This window comes from Rhizobium sp. N324 (genome assembly GCF_001664485.1).
Classification (GTDB): Bacteria; Pseudomonadota; Alphaproteobacteria; order Rhizobiales; family Rhizobiaceae; genus Rhizobium.
The window spans coordinates 2,927,439-2,944,430 of sequence record NZ_CP013630.1; the positions used below are offsets into that span (position 1 = coordinate 2,927,439).

The 16,992-nt window shown below is 62.1% G+C and carries 18 protein-coding genes; 8 read left to right on the forward strand and 10 right to left on the reverse strand.

Annotated features, from left to right (window positions below; translation table 11 throughout):
- Positions 1-307 precede the first annotated feature (307 nt).
- From AMK05_RS14160 to AMK05_RS14175, 5 genes are all read left to right on the forward strand, one after another.
- A complete protein-coding gene (locus AMK05_RS14160) occupies positions 308-1,408 on the forward strand; it encodes a branched-chain amino acid aminotransferase (RefSeq protein ID WP_064839380.1) in 1,101 nt (366 codons plus the stop codon).
- A gap of 147 nt (positions 1,409-1,555) precedes the next feature.
- Entirely contained in the window at positions 1,556-1,705 is a 150-nt protein-coding gene (locus AMK05_RS34565) for a hypothetical protein (RefSeq protein WP_237352105.1), read from the forward strand.
- Positions 1,706-1,784: 79 nt separating this feature from the next.
- Positions 1,785-2,033: a hypothetical protein gene (locus AMK05_RS14165; protein ID WP_064839382.1), complete on the forward strand. Its 249-nt coding sequence runs from the start codon at positions 1,785-1,787 to the stop codon at positions 2,031-2,033.
- On the forward strand, positions 2,020-2,352 hold the full coding sequence (locus AMK05_RS14170) for a type II toxin-antitoxin system RelE/ParE family toxin (RefSeq protein ID WP_064839384.1): 333 nt from the start codon (positions 2,020-2,022) through the stop codon (positions 2,350-2,352). The genes AMK05_RS14165 and AMK05_RS14170 overlap by 14 nt, the downstream gene beginning before the upstream one ends.
- Positions 2,342-2,929 (forward strand): class I SAM-dependent methyltransferase, encoded by a 588-nt coding sequence (locus AMK05_RS14175; protein WP_064839386.1) that lies wholly within the window; start codon positions 2,342-2,344, stop codon positions 2,927-2,929. Before AMK05_RS14170 ends, AMK05_RS14175 begins: the two co-directional genes overlap by 11 nt.
- Positions 2,930-2,978: 49 nt before the next feature.
- On the opposite strand, the gene ilvC is transcribed toward AMK05_RS14175, so the two are convergent.
- The gene (gene ilvC, locus AMK05_RS14180) at positions 2,979-3,998 is read right to left on the reverse strand and encodes a ketol-acid reductoisomerase (protein WP_064839388.1); all 1,020 of its coding nucleotides are present in this window, start codon (positions 3,996-3,998) and stop codon (positions 2,979-2,981) included.
- A 50-nt stretch (positions 3,999-4,048) separates the two neighbouring features.
- A complete protein-coding gene (locus tag AMK05_RS14185; RefSeq protein ID WP_064839389.1) occupies positions 4,049-4,714 on the reverse strand; it encodes a TetR/AcrR family transcriptional regulator in 666 nt (221 codons plus the stop codon).
- 170 nt (positions 4,715-4,884) lie between these two features.
- Here AMK05_RS14185 and AMK05_RS14190 point away from each other — a divergent pair, with 170 nt between their 5' ends.
- Positions 4,885-5,343: a hypothetical protein gene (locus AMK05_RS14190; RefSeq protein WP_064839392.1), complete on the forward strand. Its 459-nt coding sequence runs from the start codon at positions 4,885-4,887 to the stop codon at positions 5,341-5,343.
- A 27-nt stretch (positions 5,344-5,370) separates the two neighbouring features.
- On the opposite strand, the gene AMK05_RS14195 is transcribed toward AMK05_RS14190, so the two are convergent.
- From AMK05_RS14195 to AMK05_RS14220, 6 genes are all read right to left on the reverse strand, one after another.
- On the reverse strand, positions 5,371-7,002 hold the full coding sequence (locus AMK05_RS14195) for an FGGY-family carbohydrate kinase (protein ID WP_064841382.1): 1,632 nt from the start codon (positions 7,000-7,002) through the stop codon (positions 5,371-5,373).
- A gap of 150 nt (positions 7,003-7,152) precedes the next feature.
- Positions 7,153-7,869 carry an HAD family hydrolase gene (locus AMK05_RS14200; RefSeq protein WP_064839393.1) on the reverse strand — a complete coding sequence of 239 codons (717 nt, stop codon included), beginning with the start codon at positions 7,867-7,869 and terminating at the stop codon, positions 7,153-7,155.
- Between the two features lie 3 nt (positions 7,870-7,872).
- Complete coding sequence (locus tag AMK05_RS14205) at positions 7,873-8,601, reverse strand: glycerophosphodiester phosphodiesterase family protein (protein WP_064839396.1); 729 nt, start codon at positions 8,599-8,601, stop codon at positions 7,873-7,875.
- Between the two features lie 27 nt (positions 8,602-8,628).
- The gene (locus tag AMK05_RS14210) at positions 8,629-9,549 is read right to left on the reverse strand and encodes an ABC transporter permease subunit (protein ID WP_064839398.1); all 921 of its coding nucleotides are present in this window, start codon (positions 9,547-9,549) and stop codon (positions 8,629-8,631) included.
- A 2-nt stretch (positions 9,550-9,551) separates the two neighbouring features.
- A complete protein-coding gene (locus tag AMK05_RS14215; protein WP_171899830.1) occupies positions 9,552-10,517 on the reverse strand; it encodes an ABC transporter permease subunit in 966 nt (321 codons plus the stop codon).
- A gap of 13 nt (positions 10,518-10,530) precedes the next feature.
- The gene (locus AMK05_RS14220) at positions 10,531-11,889 is read right to left on the reverse strand and encodes an extracellular solute-binding protein (protein WP_064839402.1); all 1,359 of its coding nucleotides are present in this window, start codon (positions 11,887-11,889) and stop codon (positions 10,531-10,533) included.
- 150 nt (positions 11,890-12,039) lie between these two features.
- Here AMK05_RS14220 and AMK05_RS14225 point away from each other — a divergent pair, with 150 nt between their 5' ends.
- On the forward strand, positions 12,040-13,074 hold the full coding sequence (locus tag AMK05_RS14225) for a sn-glycerol-3-phosphate import ATP-binding protein UgpC (protein WP_064839404.1): 1,035 nt from the start codon (positions 12,040-12,042) through the stop codon (positions 13,072-13,074).
- 93 nt (positions 13,075-13,167) lie between these two features.
- Positions 13,168-14,172, forward strand: a complete 1,005-nt coding sequence (locus AMK05_RS14230) for a sugar-binding transcriptional regulator (protein ID WP_064839405.1) — start codon at positions 13,168-13,170, stop codon at positions 14,170-14,172.
- Here the strand turns inward: AMK05_RS14230 and AMK05_RS14235 are convergent.
- Both AMK05_RS14235 and AMK05_RS14240 read right to left on the reverse strand, forming a co-directional pair.
- Complete coding sequence (locus tag AMK05_RS14235; RefSeq protein ID WP_064839407.1) at positions 14,167-15,849, reverse strand: hypothetical protein; 1,683 nt, start codon at positions 15,847-15,849, stop codon at positions 14,167-14,169. The two genes, AMK05_RS14230 and AMK05_RS14235, sit on opposite strands and share 6 nt — an antisense overlap.
- Positions 15,849-16,922 carry a glycosyltransferase family 2 protein gene (locus tag AMK05_RS14240; RefSeq protein ID WP_064839409.1) on the reverse strand — a complete coding sequence of 358 codons (1,074 nt, stop codon included), beginning with the start codon at positions 16,920-16,922 and terminating at the stop codon, positions 15,849-15,851. Before AMK05_RS14240 ends, AMK05_RS14235 begins: the two co-directional genes overlap by 1 nt.
- Between the last annotated feature and the right edge of the window lie 70 nt (positions 16,923-16,992).

Below are 16,992 nucleotides of genomic sequence, written 5' to 3' on the forward strand. Positions count from 1 at the left end.
TATTTTTTTCTAGACAGCCGACAAACCACGCGGCGGAAATTATGTCAATAATACTGACCTATTTTCTTGTCGCGGTGACATGTGGGAAATCTTATCCTCCAAGGTTTTGGATGTTCGGGATTTCACTTGATGTAGACGCCGTCCGATATCGAAGACGCTCGGTTGCGAATTTGCTGCTCGACGGCAGCCACAGCAAAGGATTATTCCTCTGATCAAAATCGAAACCGGCTGATTCAGACCTTTCCAAGACCAGCTCGGCGGCGGTAGTGTCGCCGCCACTATTCAATTTACTATCAAGGTGCCAGCAATGACCGTGACGTCGGCCTCTCCTGAAATCAAAATCGAACTCCACAAGTCTCCCGTATCGGACGCTGATCGTATTCAGGCACTGGAGGCGCCCGGCTTCGGCAAGCTCTTCACAGATCATATGGTTCTGGCACGCTGGACTGCCGAGAAGGGCTGGCACGATGCAAAGGTTACGCCCCGGCGGCCCCTGGAACTAGATCCTGCGAGCGCCGTGCTGCACTATGCTCAGGAAATCTTCGAGGGCATGAAAGCCTACAAGGCGGACGATGGCCGGATTCTGCTCTTTCGGCCTGAAGAGAACGCACGCCGCTTCGCGCAGTCGGCGACCCGCATGGCGATGCCTCCGGTGCCCGAAGAACTCTTCCTGAAGGCGGTCGAAGAACTGGTCCGCGTCGACAAGGCCTGGATACCCACAGGCGACGCTAGCCTCTACCTTCGTCCCTTCATGTTCGCCAACGAGGCGTTTCTCGGCGTTCGTCCGGCTCAGGAATATGTCTTCTGCATCATCGCCTCTCCGGTCGGAGCCTACTTCAAGGGCGGCGCAAAGGCGGTCTCCCTATGGGTCGAGACCGAATATACCCGGGCAGCCGCCGGCGGCACGGGTGCCGCAAAATGCGGCGGAAACTACGCAGCCAGCCTCGTGGCGCAAGCCGAGGCGACGAAGAAGGGTTGTGATCAGGTCGTCTTCCTTGATGCCGCAGAGCATCGCTGGGTCGAAGAACTCGGCGGCATGAACGTCTTCTTCGTGATGAACGATGGATCGGTGGTGACCCCGCCCCTTGGCGGCACGATCCTGCCGGGCATCACCCGGGCTTCCGTGATCGTGCTCGCCGAGGAAAGAGGCTTGCGCGTCGAGCAGCGTCCCTACTCGTTCGCGGAATGGCAAGACGACGCTGCCAGCGGCAGGCTCGTCGAAGCGTTCGCTTGCGGCACTGCCGCAGTCCTGGCGGGCATCGGCCTGGTTCGACATGCCGGCGGCGAGTTTCTGGTCGGAGACGGACAGACCGGCAAGTTGACCAGCGAACTGCGCCAGCAGCTCGTCAGTCTGCAGAAGGGCGTAACGAACGATGAGCATGGCTGGACACGCCTGATCCCGGCCTGACCTTCGGACGTTCCACGCAAACGGCGGCGTCAACCGACAGGGTGGGCGCCGCTCTCCGTCGCCCGCAAAGCCGTCGGGGCAGAGATATATTCCGCCCTCGCCGGAGCAAGCCTATACCGCGATATGCATGGTGGTGCCTCCGACACGATGCTTGCCCACCGTGCCGCGGAGACAGCCGAGCACCATGATGCGGATATTCTGACCTGCGACGCCGATTTCAAGGATTTCGAGCGGGTCGTCCATATCGATAAAAAGACTGACCTTGATGTGACCCAAGTGTTCGACGGCGGCGCATAACGCTTCTATCATAAAGCGGGAAATGGTGATCTGGCGTCGGGGACGCCGAAACCGGCATGCACGGACGGCACTGAATTCAATGGCGAAAATGACGATCTCTCTCCCGGATGATCTGGCGGACTACGTCGCACGCCGTGTTGCAGGCGGCGGATATAGCGGTGCCGGCGCCTATCTGGCGGAACTCGTCCTGAAGGATCAGAACCACCGCAAGCTCGATGACGAAGAAGTACGCGAGATTCTGAGGCTGGCTGAGGAAAGCGGCATCAGCGACCGGCGCATTGCCGATATTCTGATGGAAACAAAGGCGAAGCTGCGTGACCACCTATAGGCTGACCCGAACCGCAGACGCCATTTTGTCGGGCATCGACGAATATGCCAGCCTGCATTTCGGCGAGGCGCAGGCGGATGCCTATCTTCTCGATTGGGACAGGATTTTCGTGCTTCTTTCGCGCGTGCCCTCCATGGGAGACGAGTGCGACGAACTTGGCTCCGGCCTCCGCCGCCTCCTCCACATGCGCCACGTCGCCTTCTACCGCGAAATACCGGACGGCATCCTCGTCATCGACATCATCGGCGCCGACCGGCTTCCCGAAAGACATCTTCAATCCAAACGACACTCCCCAACGGCCGACCCGCATGCCTCGTGACAGCACCTCCACCTTTTATGAAGAAAACGCCGAGACATACGCCAACCGGGCGCGCAGCCTGCCGAAGCGGCAGCTCGATGCCTTCCTCGCCGGTATAACACCGGATGGCGCAATCCTCGAACTCGGCTGCGGTGGCGGCCAGGACAGCGCCTACATGCTGTCGCAGGGTTTCGATGTGACACCGACGGATGGCTCGGCCGAGCTCGCCAGACAGGCGGAAGCGCTGATCGGCAGGCCGGTGAAGGTCATGCGGTTCCAGGAGCTCGACGCCGACAGCGCCTTCAACGGCGTCTGGGCGCATGCGAGCCTTCTCCATGTCCCGAGGCATGAGTTGCCCGATGTCTTCGCCCGCATCCGCCGGGCGCTGAAAATCGGCGGCCGCCTCCATGCAAGCTTCAAGGCGGGCGAAGCGGAAGGCCGTGACGGCTTTGGGCGCTACTACAACTACCCTTCCGCCGAATGGCTGTCACAGCTTCTGACCAAAGACGGCTGGCGCAACCTCGCCATCGCCGAACACGACGGCGGCGGCTATGACGGCAAACCGACACGGTGGATCACTGTGAGCGCAAAACGATAGAGGCCGGAGCTTTCACTCCGGCCTCTTGTGTTTAATTCATCGGAACTGCTTAGTTCACGGACTTGTCGACCAGCTTGTTCTTGCCGATCCAGGGCATCATGCCGCGCAGCTTGGCGCCGACTTCCTCGATCTGGTGGCTGTCGTTGTTGCGGCGGATGCCCTTGAAGCGGGCAGCACCGGAGCGGTATTCCTGCATCCATTCGGAGGTGAACTTGCCGGTCTGGATGTCCTTGAGGACGCGCTTCATCTCGGCCTTGGTTTCTTCGGTGATGATGCGCGGACCGGTGACGTATTCGCCCCACTCGGCCGTGTTGGAGATCGAGTAGTTCATGTTGGCGATGCCGCCTTCATAGATCAGGTCGACGATCAGCTTCACTTCGTGCAGGCACTCGAAGTAGGCCATTTCAGGCGCATAGCCAGCTTCGGTGAGCGTTTCGAAACCGGCGCGGATCAGCTCGACGAGACCGCCGCAGAGAACGACCTGTTCGCCGAAGAGGTCGGTTTCGCACTCTTCGCGGAAGTTGGTTTCGATGATGCCCGAACGGCCGCCGCCGACGCCGCAGGCGTAGGAGAGAGCGAGTTCAAGCGCATTGCCGGACGCATTCTGGTGAACGGCCACGAGGCAGGGAACGCCGCCGCCCTTTTGGTATTCGCCGCGAACGGTGTGGCCCGGGCCCTTCGGCGCGATCATGACGACGTCGACCGAAGCCTTCGGCTCGATCAAGCCGAAGTGAACGTTGAGGCCGTGAGCAAAGGCGATGGCTGCGCCGTCGCGGATGTTCGGCGCGATGTCGGCCTTGTAGATGTCGGCCTGCAGCTCGTCCGGCGTCGCCATCATCATCAGGTCGGCCCAGCCGGCGGCTTCGGCAACCGTCATGACCTTGAAGCCATCGGCTTCGGCCTTCTTGACCGTGGGCGAACCGGCCTTGAGGGCGATGACGAGGTTCTGGGCGCCGCTGTCCTTGAGGTTCAGCGCATGGGCACGGCCCTGCGAACCGTAGCCGATGACGACGACCTTCTTGGCCTTGATGAGGTTGAGATCGGCATCACGATCGTAATAGACGCGCATTTGAAGTTCCTTCCCTTGTGCTTGTCATGTTGACTGTCATTAAGGCGAAATCAGCCGAGAACCGGCATTTCCGCCAATACCTTCTCCGTGCCGTAAAGCCGGAGGAAGGCGGTCACCGCCCTCTCCGCCTGGCGCGCGGTATCCTTGAGGCCGGGCTCTCCGAGTAGCATGCGCACATGCAGGTCGGAAACAACCAGGCCGTAAAGCGTGTGATAAGCTTCGTCGGCATCGGAAAACCGCAGCAGCCCTGCCCTCTTGCCGGCGTCGATCAGCGCCATGGCGCGGCGGTCGATCTGCCGGCGGCCGCGCTCCAGCAGCAGCTTGCCGAGCTTCGAGCCGTCGCGGTTCGACTGGCCGATCGCCAGCCGGTTCAGCGCCAGCGAGACATCACCGGCCAGCACCTCAAGCAGGTCGCGCGCGAAAATGACCACATGGTCGTGCAGGCTCGCCGCCGTCAGCCGCTCACCATTGCGCTCGAAGGTGCGCACCTTGCTCGCCTGATAGGCAATCATCGCCGACAGCAATCCGTCGCGGTCGCCGAACCACTTGTAGAGGCTTTCCTTGGAGCAATTGGCGGCGCGCGCCACACCCGAGGTCGTCAGCGCCTTCTCGCCGCCATCGACGAGCAACCGCAGCGCCTGCTCCAGAACGGCGTTCTGGCGCGGCGAAAATTCGCTCGGCTCTGCAGTATCGACAGACAAGATCAGGGCTCCCATGTACGTACCGTACGGTACGGTTCGTGAGCTTTATGCGGCAAACCGATCGAGCCGTCAAGCGGGCTCGGCAGATTTTTATACGGGAAAGCCCGGCACCGCACCAGAATTGGATAGGCGGAGACGCTGCGGGGACTGCATAATGTTGCGGAACCCTACTTGCCGGAGCCTCTATGTCGCGCCTTTCTGCTGCCCTTCTCCTGGCCGGAGCGATGCTCCTCGCCGCGACGCCCTTCACCGGTCGCGCCGCCGCGCAGTCGGACAACGAGGTCTATAATCGCATCGAAGAGCTGCACGGCGATGCCGCGGGCTTCGACCGGCCGCTGCGCCAGCTCGTTCTTGCGATGCGCTCCGGCGATGCCGAGACCGTCGCCGGCCTTGCCGAATATCCGCTAACCGTCAAGGCCAATGGCGAGACCTATGATGTCGAGAACGCCGAGGATTTCATCGAGAATTTCGATGATCTGGTGACGTCGGAGACCCGCCGCGCCGTCGGCCATCAGCAATATCAGGACCTCTTCGTCAACAGCGACGGCGTCATGCTCGCCAACGGCGCCGTCTGGATGGGCGCGGTCTGCGACGGCAACGCCTGCGAGGAGAGCCATTGGGCGATCATCGCCATCAATAATTAGCCCCGAAGCGTTTGTCGTGCAGCGATGTCAGGCATCGCTGCGAAGCTTGCGCGCGAGCGCCTGAAGCTCCTTGAAGACTTCGTAGCGTTTGCCGTGGAGATTCGAAATCTCACCCTCAGACGGCTGAAAGCGTGTTTCCACCCTGGTGAGTTCGCTCATCGCCGCGCGCACATCGGCAAATTGGCGGCCGGCGACGGCGCCGAGGATGGCCGCCCCGAGCAGCACCGGCTCTTCGGCCTTCGTGGCGACCACCGGCTTGCCGCTCGCATCGGCGAGCACCTGGCGCACGAAATCGTGCTGGCCGGCGCCGCCGCTGATGACGATATTCTCGACGGTGACGCCCGCCCCGGCCTGCGTTTCGATGATCTGCCGGAGGCCGTAGCCGATGCCGCAAAGCCCAGCGATATAAAGGCAGACCAGGCTGTCGACATCCCGCTCCATGCCGAGACCGGCAATAACAGCCCGGGCATGTGGATCGGCAAAGGGCGCGCGGTTTCCGAGGAACTCGGGAACGACATGCAGGCCGACCGCCAGCCTGACGGCATCGGAAGCATGGCCCGCCTTGCCGGCGGCCATGTCGGCAAGCAGGACCGGCAGCGCAACGCCTGCGTCCTTCGCAAGCTCTCTCGCCTCGCCGGCCGCCGGATGGAAGGAGAGAAGATGGTCGATCGCCGCGCCGGCGGCGCTCTGGCCGCCTTCGTTCAGCCAGAGGCCCGGCACCATCGCCGAATAATAAGGTCCCCAGACGCCTGAAACGAAAGACGGTTCTGCCGTCGAGGTCATCGTGCAGGAGGAGGTCCCGAAGACATAGGCAAGATTGGCCTGCGGATCGGCGCCGACGGTACCGACGCCGCCGGCATGGGCATCGATCAGCCCGGCCGCGACGGCCGTGCCCGGCACCAGGCCGAGTTCCTCAGCCGCTGCAGCGGTCAGTCCCTCGCCGAGCGCCGAACCGGGCTCGACGATCGCCGTGCCGATGCGGGCAAAACCTTCGTCTGCCAGCACTCCGAGCCCGATCTGATGGAAATAGCTGCTGTCCCAGCGCTTTTCATGGGCGAGATAGGTCCACTTGCAGGTGACGGTGCAGGTCGAGCGCGAGAGGTCGCCAGTTGCCCGCCAGGTCAGGAAATCCGCAAGGTCGAAGAACTGCCAGGCCGCATCGAACACCTGGGGGCGGTTTTCCCTGAGCCAGAGAAGCTTGGGCGTTTCCATCTCGGGCGAGATGCGGCCGCCGACATAGCGCAGCACGTCATGCCCGAAGGCGTTGATACGCTCCGCCTGCGGGACGGCGCGGTGGTCCATCCACACGATGATGTCCCGGTCCGGATCTTCCGAAGGCCCGACGGGCAGCGGCTTGCCGCCTTCGCCGAGAACGACGAGCGAGCAGGTGGCGTCGAAACCGAGCCCGACCACGGAGGCCGGATCGACGCCGGCGGCAGCTACCGCCTCCCGCACGGCCGCGCACACGGCGCGCCAGATTTCGCTGCTCGATTGCTCGACGATGGAACCGGCTTCATGAAACAGGCTGATATTCCGCTTGGCGGAGGCAAGCATGCTGCCGGCCATATCGAACAGGCCGGCCCGGGCGCTGCCAGTGCCGACATCGACGCCGATGACATATTTGGCATCCGCTTCCGGGGGGTGGAATGTATCGCTCATGGTCTCTCGCTTCAGATCGCCTGCGATCGGGTTGACGGGCAGTTTCAGCCGGATTTCAAACTCTGTGTCTGGATTGATCGCCTTCAGGGAGGCTGACATTACGCAGTCGCGGCGCCATGGCAAGGAGGCCAACATGCTGGGCAGATGCCGTCACAGCCTTCCTCCGACATTTTCCAGAATGGCGGTAAGTTCCCCCGCCCCTGTCGCAACGGCGGCGGCTCCGGCGGCATCGAGCACCGCGCGGCGGCCGGGCCTCGGATCGGCCGGATCGACGAATCCGATGGCCGTCATGCCCGCGGCAATTGCCGACGCCACGCCGTGGACGCTGTCGTCGATCATGACGCATTTGCCCGGACGGGCCCGGAAGCGCTCGGCGCAATGCAGCAGCAAATCGGGCGCCGGCTTCGGCCGCGAGACGGCTTCGGCGCTGAACACATCCTCGCCGAAGGCGCGCCAGAGATCGAGCTTGCCCAGGCTGTTGCGCAGCCGCCGCATTGTGCTGTTCGAGGCGACGCATTTCGGACGGTCGAGGCCGTTGACGACCTCGGCAATGCCGGCAATCGGCGTCAGCGAACGGGCGAATTCGTCGAATAGATGAAGATGCCACCTCTCGAACAGCGCGGTGACGTCGGCGATCCCGAATTCGCGCCGGCACATTTCGGCGATGATGCTTTCCGAGTTGCCGGTGAATTTGACATGGGCTTCTGCCGCGCTGATGGCAATGCCGGCGCCTTGCAGCGTTTCCGCAAGCGTACGGCTGGCGATCGGCTCGCTGTCGATCAGCACACCGTCGCAATCGAATATCACGAGGTCGATGCTGTCCATGGCGCCTGGCATGTTGGGATGATCGATGCGGCTATCGAGCATGCCTCACCTCCGTGCCTGCAGGGCGAGATCCGGCCGGTCCGTGGTGATCTGCCGGATCGGTTTGGCGAGCCAATATTCGAGATCGCGCGTTTCGTTCGGAACCCAGGCCCCGAGCCGGTCGACCGGCACGAGCCGGGTGATCTCGTCCCACTTCGCCTGCAGCAGCGATTTTTCCACGGCGATGATGTCCGAATATTGCTTCATCAGGTTGAGGCCGCTCGCAAGGCCGAGGCGCTCGGCCGACTTGGCGTCGAAGGACGACAAGGTGCGAACTCCCGGAGCGGCGTTGCGAATATCGGCAAGCACGTCGGGATGAAAGCTCGTCAGGATCGAGCGCTCCACAAGACCAATCCGCTCGACGGCGGCAAATGCCTTGGCCGCCAGCCCCTCGTAAGGCGTCCCATCGGCATGGTTCTTCAGTTCGATATGCAGCTCAAGCGGCGTGTCCTTGAAGACGGCAAGGACCTCTTCCAGGGTCGGGATCGCCTCCGCGTCGCTGTTCCTGAGGCGGATTTCACGATGTTTTCCGGGGGCGAGATCGGCGACCGGCCCATGTGCATCCGTCGTGCGTTCGAGCGTCGGGTCATGAATGACGAGGATTTCGCCGGACTTCGTCAGATGGATGTCGAATTCCACGCCATCGACCGGCATTTGCGCAAGGTTGCGGAAGCCCGAAAGACTGTTTTCAGGCCAGAGATTGCGGCCACCGCGGTGGCCGATGATATGCACCATCGTCTGAATATCCTTGAGATCTTCGTGTTACTTTCCGGAGTCCACCAGCCCCTTGGTGAACCAGCGTTGCATGAAGAGAATGACGGCCGCAGGCGGCAGCATGACGAGCAGCGCAGCGCTCATCGCAATGTTCCAGGCAGGCGCGGAGTCCGAGACCGGAACGAGCTGCTTCAGCCCGAGGACCGCCGTTCCCATGTCCTTGTCGGTGGTGAAGAGCAGCGGCCACAAATACTGGTTCCAGCCGTAGAGAAACAGGATGATCGACAGTGCCGCGATATTGGCGCTCGACAGCGGCAGCAGGATATCCTTGAAGAATTTCAGCGGACCGGCGCCATCGAGCTTGGCCGCCTCGCAAAGCTCGTCGGGAACGGTGAGGAAGAACTGCCGGAACAGGAAGGTTGCCGAGGCCGAGGCGATCAGCGGCAGGATCAGGCCGCTATAGCTGTTGACCATGTTCCACTTCAACGACGCTTCGATGCTGTATCCCGTCAGCCGCTCGACGATACCGGAAAGGCCGATCGTCCCGGCCAGCCAGCGAAGCGGCCCGGCGGCATCGGCGACCGCTTCATAGGTCGGGATGATGCGGACCTCGACCGGAAGCATCAGCGACACGAAGATCAGCCAGAACGCCGTCATGCGAAATGGGAAGCGGAAATAGGTGACGCCGAAAGCGGCGATCAGCGAGATCGCCAGCTTGCCGACGACGATGCCGGCGGTGACGATGATCGAATTCAGGAACAGTCGGGAGAACTCGCCCTGCTGCCAGGCGGCGGCCAGGTTTTCGAAGAAATGCGAGCCCGGCACGACCGGGAACGGCGCCTGCTGTACCTCCTGCAAGGTGAGCGAGCCGGCGACGAAGGCGAAGTAGAGCGGCAGGCAGACGAAGACCGCGCCGATGAGCAGCACCGCGTGGCAGAAGATCGATAGACCGAGATGGCGTTCGGGCATGACTACACCTGGTAATTGACCTTGCGCTCGAGCGCACGGAATTGAACGATGGTGAAGAGGATGGCGATCAACATCAAAAGCACCGACTGGGCGGCCGACGAGCCGAGGTCGAGCTGCACGAAACCATCCTGATAGACGTTGTAGACCAGGCTGTTCGTCGCCCCCGCCGGACCGCCGCGGGTGACCGCGTCGATGATGCCGAAGGTCTCGAACAGTCCGTAGACGAAGTTCATCACCACGAGGAAGAAGATCGTCGGCGAGATCAGTGGCAGCGAGATGGTGAAGAAGCGCCGAACGGGCCTTGCGCCGTCGAGCTTTGCGGCCTCGAGGAGAGATACAGGCACAGCCAGCAATGCGGCGACAAGAAATATGTAGTCGTAGCAGACATTCTTCCAGACCGAGGCGATGGTGACCAGCAGCTGCGCATCGAGCGGACGCCGGTTCGGATCCCATTCGAGACCGAGCCCATGCAGGAATTGCGCAGTCGGCCCAACCGCAGGATTGAACAGGAAGGCCCAGATCACCCCTGAAATGACCGGTGCGATCGCATAAGGCAGCAGGATGATGCTCTTATAGATCCCCCTGCCCCTGATCACGAAATCGGTCGCGAAGGCAAACAGGCCGGCAAGCAGAAGCGTTGCTGCATTCTGCGCGACGGCGAACCACAGCGTGAACAGCGCGCTGCCGCGATATTCCGGACTGGCGAACAGATTGTAGAAATTCTCCAACCCGACGAAAATCTGCGTGCCGCCGAAAGGATCGACCTGAACGAAGGCCAGCGACAGCGCCTTGTAGGACGGGATGAAAAAGAAGAACAGGAGGATCAGCAGCTGCGGTGCGACCAGGCCAAAGGCGAGCCAAGGCTTGTTGAAATGAGCCGACTTCAACCCGGCCTCCGAGGGCTGCGTGCTCCTCCGGCCTGTCCACGGAAGATCCGGGATGCGAAGGCGCCTGGCGGCGCCCTCCATCTTTCCGAAGGTCCTACTTTGCCGCATGTAGCTGCTCATACTGGCGAAGGATCTGGTTTCCGCGAGCCGCCGCCGCGTCCAGCGCCTGCTGCGGTGTCTTCTGGCCGGTCCAGACACCCTGGATCTCTTCCACCAAAAGCGCCATCGACTGGTTATGGTTGCCGAAGCGGAAGCCGCGCGAATTGTCGGTCGGCGTGCCACGCGTGAGCTGGAGAATGGCGATTTCGCGGGTCGGGTGATCCTTGAAATAGCCTTCGGACTTGGCCTGCTCATAGGCGGCGTTGGTCACCGGCACATAGCCGGTCTGCTTGCTCCACCAGACCTGCGTCTTCGGTGAGGCGATGAAGTTGAGAAAGGCGGCAGCACCGGCATATTCCTCCTCCGACTTGCCTTTCAACACCCAGAGCGCGCCGCCGCCGATGGTGCTGTTCTTGGGCTCAATGCCCTCCTCATGCGGCAGGAACGTTGCGCTCCAATTGAATTTTGCGCCGCTCTCGACGGCAGCATGCGCCGCGGTGGAGGCCACATAGGTCGAGCAGGTGCCAGACGTGAACAACTGGTCGGGCGAGAGGCCCTGGCCGGCGATCTGCAGGATGCCGGCGTCGAGCCACGTCTTCAGGCGCGTCACCTGACCGACGACCAGCGGGCTCTTGTTGAAGATGAACTCGGTATCGAGGCCGCCGAAACCGTTCGCCTTGGTGCCGTAAGGCTGATCCTGGATTGCCGCGTAGTTTTCGATCAGGCTCCAGTAGAAGTCGTTCGCCAGCGCCATCTGGCACTTCGAAACGCCCTTCTCCTTGATGGCGCTGAGCTGCTTGTCGAGCTCCTGCCAGGTCTCGCCCGGCTTGTCGAAACCGGCTGCCTTGAACTGATCGGCATTGTACCAGAAGATCGGCGTCGAGCTGTTGAAGGGCATCGCCGCCGGCTTGCCGTCGACGAGATAGAAGCCGGCCACCGGGGCAAGGAAATCGTTCCAGTCGATCTTGTAGCCTTCCTTTTCCATAAGCTCCGGCACCGGAATGACGGCGCCGGAATTGTACATAGTCAGGAAGCCCCGCTCAGCCGCCTGGATCAGCACCGGCTGCTGGTGGACACGGTAGGCGGCCACCATCGCCGCCATGGTTTCCTCGTAATTGCCTTTGCCGATGCCGACGACCTCGTATTTGTCCTGCGAGGCGTTGAAGTCGGCAATCAGCTTGTTGGTGATCTCGGCGAGGCGCCCGCCGGCCGCGTTCCACCATTCGACCTTGACGCGATCGGCTGCGCTGGCGTCACCCGCTGCTGCCAATCCGAGCGTCACCAGTGCTGCACCCGCCGCGAACGAGCGGATCGTCCGCCGCAAACGGGCGCCCATCGAAGACTTTGCCGTCATTTCGTTTTCCTCTCCATAGCCGTTGTTCGCCGACCGGCGCGTTTAGCCCCGGTCAACCCCTCCCAGAGTGGCGATAAAACAAGGTTGGGCCACTTGTTACAAATGTCAATAGCATGTTACAAATGTATGACGATGCCCGAGGAGGATGCCATGGCAGCGATCGAACTGATCGATCTGAAGAAAAATTACGGAGCGGTTCCGGCGGTAAAAGGGATCAATCTCAGCGTCGCCGACGGCGAAATGATCGTGCTTGTGGGGCCTTCGGGATGTGGAAAATCGACCTTGCTGCGGATGATCGCCGGCCTCGAAGCCATCAGTTCCGGGCACCTCAGAATCGCCGGAAACGACGTCGGCCATGTCGATCCGGCCGACCGCAACATCGCCATGGTCTTCCAGAATTACGCGCTGTATCCGCACATGACCGTTCGGGAGAACCTCGAATACGGCTTGAAGAACCGCCGCGTGCCGCGCGGCGAGATCGACCGGCGGATCGCCAACGCCGCCGGCATTCTGGAGATCGGCGAGTTCCTCGAGCGCCGGCCCCGCCAGCTCTCTGGCGGCCAGCGCCAGCGCGTCGCCATGGGCCGTGCGATTGTCCGCGATCCCGCCGCCTTTCTGTTCGACGAGCCCTTGTCCAATCTCGATGCGAAGCTGCGCGTGCAGATGCGCGTCGAAATCCGCAGGCTGCAGCGGCAGCTCAAGACCACGAGCCTCTATGTCACCCACGACCAGCTCGAGGCCATGACGCTCGCCGACAGGCTGGTCGTCATGAACGGCGGCCGGATCGAGCAGATCGGGACGCCGATCGAGGTCTATCGCCGCCCCGATACCGTCTTCGTTGCCGGCTTCATCGGTTCGCCGCCAATGAATCTGATCGATCTCGATGAGCTCGGCCCCTGTGACCTCGCGCTTCCCCGAGACACGGATCTCATCGGCATCAGGCCGGGTGCGATCAATCTCGGAGATGGATCGGCGCATGATCTCCGGTTCGACGCTCATGTCGAGTTGATCGAGACCGTCGGTGACGAGAACAACGTGCATCTGCGCATCGACGGCAGCGATAAGCGCATCGTCGCGAGCGTCCCTACCGATCGACATATGCAGGAAGGCGACCGCACTTCGTGCCATGTACGAAGGGACGGTTTGCATCCCTTCAACAGGACGACAGGGCGGCGAACCGATTGAGGGGAGTGAAGCAGATGACGGCTGGCGCTTGCGATTGACAAGCGTCAGGGATTTGAGATCCATGGCCATCGAATTGGAGGCGCAGATTATTGCATGTCACAGAACAGAGGTGCTTCTTTCCAGCCCACCGCGCTCCCCGACGAGCAATTGCAGGTGCGTGTGGTCTGGCTTTATTACATGGAGGGACGCACCCAGGGTGAGATTGCAGAAGCGCTTTCGACCAACCGGCTTCGCGTCAACAAGATCATCGCCGAGGCGCGCCGATCCGGCCTGGTGACGATCACCCTCAATTCCCGGCTGACATCCTGCGTCGCCCTGGAACAGCAGTTGGCGGCGGAATTCAACCTCAATCGGGCGATCATCGTGCCGACGCCGGAAGATGCGGAACTCATTCCCGTCCTGCTCGGCCAGGCCGCCGCCGATTATCTCGTGCAATTGCTGAACGGCGGCAACATTCGCGGCGTCGGCGTCGGTTGGGGCGCGACGTTGCGCGAGATGGTGCGTCACATGCCGTCACTCCGGCGCCCTGATCTCTGCGTCAATTCGGTCATGGGCGGGCTGACGCACGGCATCGAGATCAATACGTTCGACATTGCGAGCGATCTCGCCCGCCAGCTCAACGCGGAATGCGCCTATCTCGCAGCGCCGATCTATGCCGGCAGCCCGGAGTCGCGCACCGCGATCATCAAGCAGGACGTTTTTGAAACGGCCTTTCGGCAGATCGAGGCCAATGACGTCATCGTGCTCAGCATTGGCGACATGACCGAACGCTCGCTGCTGATGCGCTACGGTCTGCCGAGCAGCATCGATATCGAGGAACTGGTCACAGCCGGCGCCTGCGGCGATGTTCTCGGCCAGTTCGTCGACAAGACAGGGCGGCCGATCGAACACGCGATCAACAGATGCGCGATCGCTCCCGAACTCGAAGCCCTGCGCGCCATTCCGAACGTCGTCTTCGCCTCGGGCGGCCTGAACAAGGCGCAGGCTATCGCCGCCGTGCTGCTGTCGGGCCTGGGCAACGTGCTGATCTGCGATGAAGAGACGGCCCGGCAAGCCCGACAGCTTGCGCTAAATCTCCAGGCAGCTGGCGATTCATAGAGCGGCCGCGCAACCGGCAGGCACCGAAGTGGGCTCCGCCGGCACCGCTTTGTCGATCGCGTAGAGCTTGGCGAAACCGGCATCCTCGACTAGCGTCAGACCGGCCGGCATCAAGGCCCCGACATAGCGGTCGGGAGCATCCGCGTTGACGACGAGGATGAAATCGAAACGTCCCCGCCAGTCCGACAGATAGGGCGTGAAGTTTTCATAGACCTGCATCATTGCCGGGCACAAAAGCACGCCGATCGACAACAGATTGCCTTCGGGGACCGCGATCTCAGACCATGGCGCCAGAACCGATAGCGGCTGCTTGCCTTTCGCGGTGAAGAGCGTCGGCACGAACGCATGCGCGAAGGGCGTGGCAAGCGTCGGCAGGTGCCAGAAGGTCTCCTCTCTCAGGAAAAAATACCGGCTGGAGTGCGCAAGGCCGCTCACCGTCTTGGGATCATGCTCCAGAGGCAGAACGGCCGCGCCGACCGGCACCTTTTTGAGTACGGTCTCGACGGCGGCGACGTCCTTTTGTCCCAGCCACCAATTCCAGCCGATCCAGCCGGTCCGGCCGAAAACCGCGAGATTAACGACGAGCGCCAGCAACAGCGCCTGTCGGCGTGGCAGATTGGCGAAAGGACACACCATCGCCATGGCGACGAGTGCCGTCATGATCGGAAAGCGCCAACTGATCCATCCGGTGCCGAGCATGTGGCGAGGTGAAACACAGGAGAGCAGCAGCAGGCCGCCGGCGGCCACGGCAAGACCGGCATGGATGCGGATATCGCCCGCGCGTACGGCACGCGTGCAGATGAGGATCAGCGGCAGAACCAGCACCACGTCTACCACCGGGATATACGAGGTGATGGCGGAGAGCAAATTCATGACAATCAGGAGGACGCCGTCGTTCCAGGCAAGGGCAAGGCCGTTGCCACCGGCATTGGGTAAAGCTGGCGCACGGAGATAGAGTGCGAACGGCGGCAGGACACAGGCGCCCAGCGCCAGCGTCAAACGGCCGGCGAGCCTCAGCAGCCCTACCCTCGATCGCAAGATGTCGAAACGCCAGGAAAATTCCAGGCCGCAAACGATCGCCATATAGAAGCCGAGCGAGAAGATATGCATCACCGTCAGCATCAGCGCGGCGGCAAGCCGCCAGGCAAAAAGCAGAGCGAGATTTCCGCGCTGCAGCCGCAGGTCGACGCAGCCGAAGACCAAGGCCATGCCGAGGCCAATCTGGAAATTGATGAAGCCGCCGATCATGGTGGCGCACCAGCCAAGCGACAGCATGGCGATCTGCCAATAGTGGCGGCCGCCGAAAAGCGCCCGGTGCAGGCTGATCGCGCCAAGCGACGGCAGCACGATCGCCAGGAAAAGGAACGTCCGTGCCAGCCTATCGGCGCCGACAATAGGTCCCAGCCAGATGGCGAGAAGATCGATGCCGACGTTGGTGAAGGTGCGGCTCCAATCGATCGCGTAGATCTCCGGAAACGGCTGCTCGCTGATCCCGCCGGAAAGGAGCCAGATGCGGGCATAATGATTGGCATAGTCGAGCACCGGCGGGAAGGGAAAGAGCACGACAAGGATCGCAACAAACCCGACGAAAACGAGGATCGCAACGGTAGAATCCTGTCGGGTGATCAATCCCCCAGGCTCGGCCGTGGCAAGACGAGACTCCGCAATCCGGTCCATCAGCCGATCCGACTGTTCTTTTGCAAGCTGCTCTTCTGCTGCGCAGGCGGCTCACCGGCTACGAAGGCCGCATCCAGCGCGGCGCGCTTGTCGCCGGCGCTCATTTCCGAAAAAGCCGTCGGCAGCTCGGCATGTTCGCCTCCGCGCAGGATGGTCTCGATCATGAACATCGGCCGCCTCTTGCTCTCCTGCACGAGGCGGCCGAGATATTCGCCGATGATGCCGATGCAGATCAGCTGGATGGCGCTGAAGGCGCTGACGGCGGCCATGATCGACGACCAGCCGGTGACCGTTTCATCTTGCAGCCAGCGCACGAAAGTATAGACGAGCAGCGCCATCGCGACGCCGGCGCTGATCATGCCAAGCCATGTGGCGATGCGCAGTGGCGTCGTCGAAAAGCTGGTGATCGCATCGAGCGCGAAATTGATCATCTTGCGCAGCGGATATTTCGTCGTGCCGGCAAAGCGGGCGTCACGCTCATAGGGCAAAGCGACCTGCCTGCCGCCGATCCAGCTGACCATGCCGCGGATGAACCGATCGCGCTCCGGCATCGCCAGCAGGATATCGACGACGCGCCGGTGCATCAGCCGGAAATCGCCGGTATCGCGCGGGATCGTCACGGAAGCGAGCCTGGAGAGCGCACGATAGAAAAGCGAAGCGGTGGCGAGCTTGAACCAGGTTTCGCCTTCGCGCCGCGTGCGCTGGCCGTAGACGACGTCGGCGCCGCGCTCCATGATCGGCATCATCATCAAAAGCAGCTCGGGCGGATCCTGAAGATCGGCGTCGATCAAAAGAACACGCTCGCCGCGCGAGGCGGAAAGACCGGCCGTTGACGCCAGCTGGTGGCCGTGATTGCGCAACAGACGCACGCCGAGGACCTGCGGCACTTTTGCGGCCAGTTCCGAAATGATCTCCCAGGTGCCGTCGGACGAGCCGTCGTCGACGAGGATGAGTTCGAAGGCGTCGCCGGCAACGCTCTGCGCGGCCGCGCCAGCGCGGCGGCAGAATTCGCGCAGGCCCTCTTCCTCGTTGTGACAAGGCGCGACAATGGAAAGAAACGGTGCTTGCGTCATGCGGACGGCGGTGCCTGCTCGATTGATGGCACCAGCCTAGCCAGGAAACGTCAAACATCCTTTAATGACC

Coding starts and splice junctions, on each gene's coding strand:
- AMK05_RS14160 (WP_064839380.1), top strand. CDS start 308: ATGACCGTGACGTCGGCCTCTCCTGAAATCAAAATCGAACTCCACAAG.
- AMK05_RS34565 (WP_237352105.1), top strand. CDS start 1,556: ATGCTTGCCCACCGTGCCGCGGAGACAGCCGAGCACCATGATGCGGAT.
- AMK05_RS14165 (WP_064839382.1), top strand. CDS start 1,785: ATGGCGAAAATGACGATCTCTCTCCCGGATGATCTGGCGGACTACGTC.
- AMK05_RS14175 (WP_064839386.1), top strand. CDS start 2,342: ATGCCTCGTGACAGCACCTCCACCTTTTATGAAGAAAACGCCGAGACA.
- ilvC (WP_064839388.1), bottom strand. CDS start 3,998: ATGCGCGTCTATTACGATCGTGATGCCGATCTCAACCTCATCAAGGCC.
- AMK05_RS14185 (WP_064839389.1), bottom strand. CDS start 4,714: ATGGGAGCCCTGATCTTGTCTGTCGATACTGCAGAGCCGAGCGAATTT.
- AMK05_RS14190 (WP_064839392.1), top strand. CDS start 4,885: ATGTCGCGCCTTTCTGCTGCCCTTCTCCTGGCCGGAGCGATGCTCCTC.
- AMK05_RS14195 (WP_064841382.1), bottom strand. CDS start 7,002: ATGAGCGATACATTCCACCCCCCGGAAGCGGATGCCAAATATGTCATC.
- AMK05_RS14200 (WP_064839393.1), bottom strand. CDS start 7,869: ATGCTCGATAGCCGCATCGATCATCCCAACATGCCAGGCGCCATGGAC.
- AMK05_RS14205 (WP_064839396.1), bottom strand. CDS start 8,601: ATGGTGCATATCATCGGCCACCGCGGTGGCCGCAATCTCTGGCCTGAA.
- AMK05_RS14210 (WP_064839398.1), bottom strand. CDS start 9,549: ATGCCCGAACGCCATCTCGGTCTATCGATCTTCTGCCACGCGGTGCTG.
- AMK05_RS14215 (WP_171899830.1), bottom strand. CDS start 10,517: ATGGAGGGCGCCGCCAGGCGCCTTCGCATCCCGGATCTTCCGTGGACA.
- AMK05_RS14220 (WP_064839402.1), bottom strand. CDS start 11,889: ATGACGGCAAAGTCTTCGATGGGCGCCCGTTTGCGGCGGACGATCCGC.
- AMK05_RS14225 (WP_064839404.1), top strand. CDS start 12,040: ATGGCAGCGATCGAACTGATCGATCTGAAGAAAAATTACGGAGCGGTT.
- AMK05_RS14230 (WP_064839405.1), top strand. CDS start 13,168: ATGTCACAGAACAGAGGTGCTTCTTTCCAGCCCACCGCGCTCCCCGAC.
- AMK05_RS14235 (WP_064839407.1), bottom strand. CDS start 15,849: ATGGACCGGATTGCGGAGTCTCGTCTTGCCACGGCCGAGCCTGGGGGA.
- AMK05_RS14240 (WP_064839409.1), bottom strand. CDS start 16,922: ATGACGCAAGCACCGTTTCTTTCCATTGTCGCGCCTTGTCACAACGAG.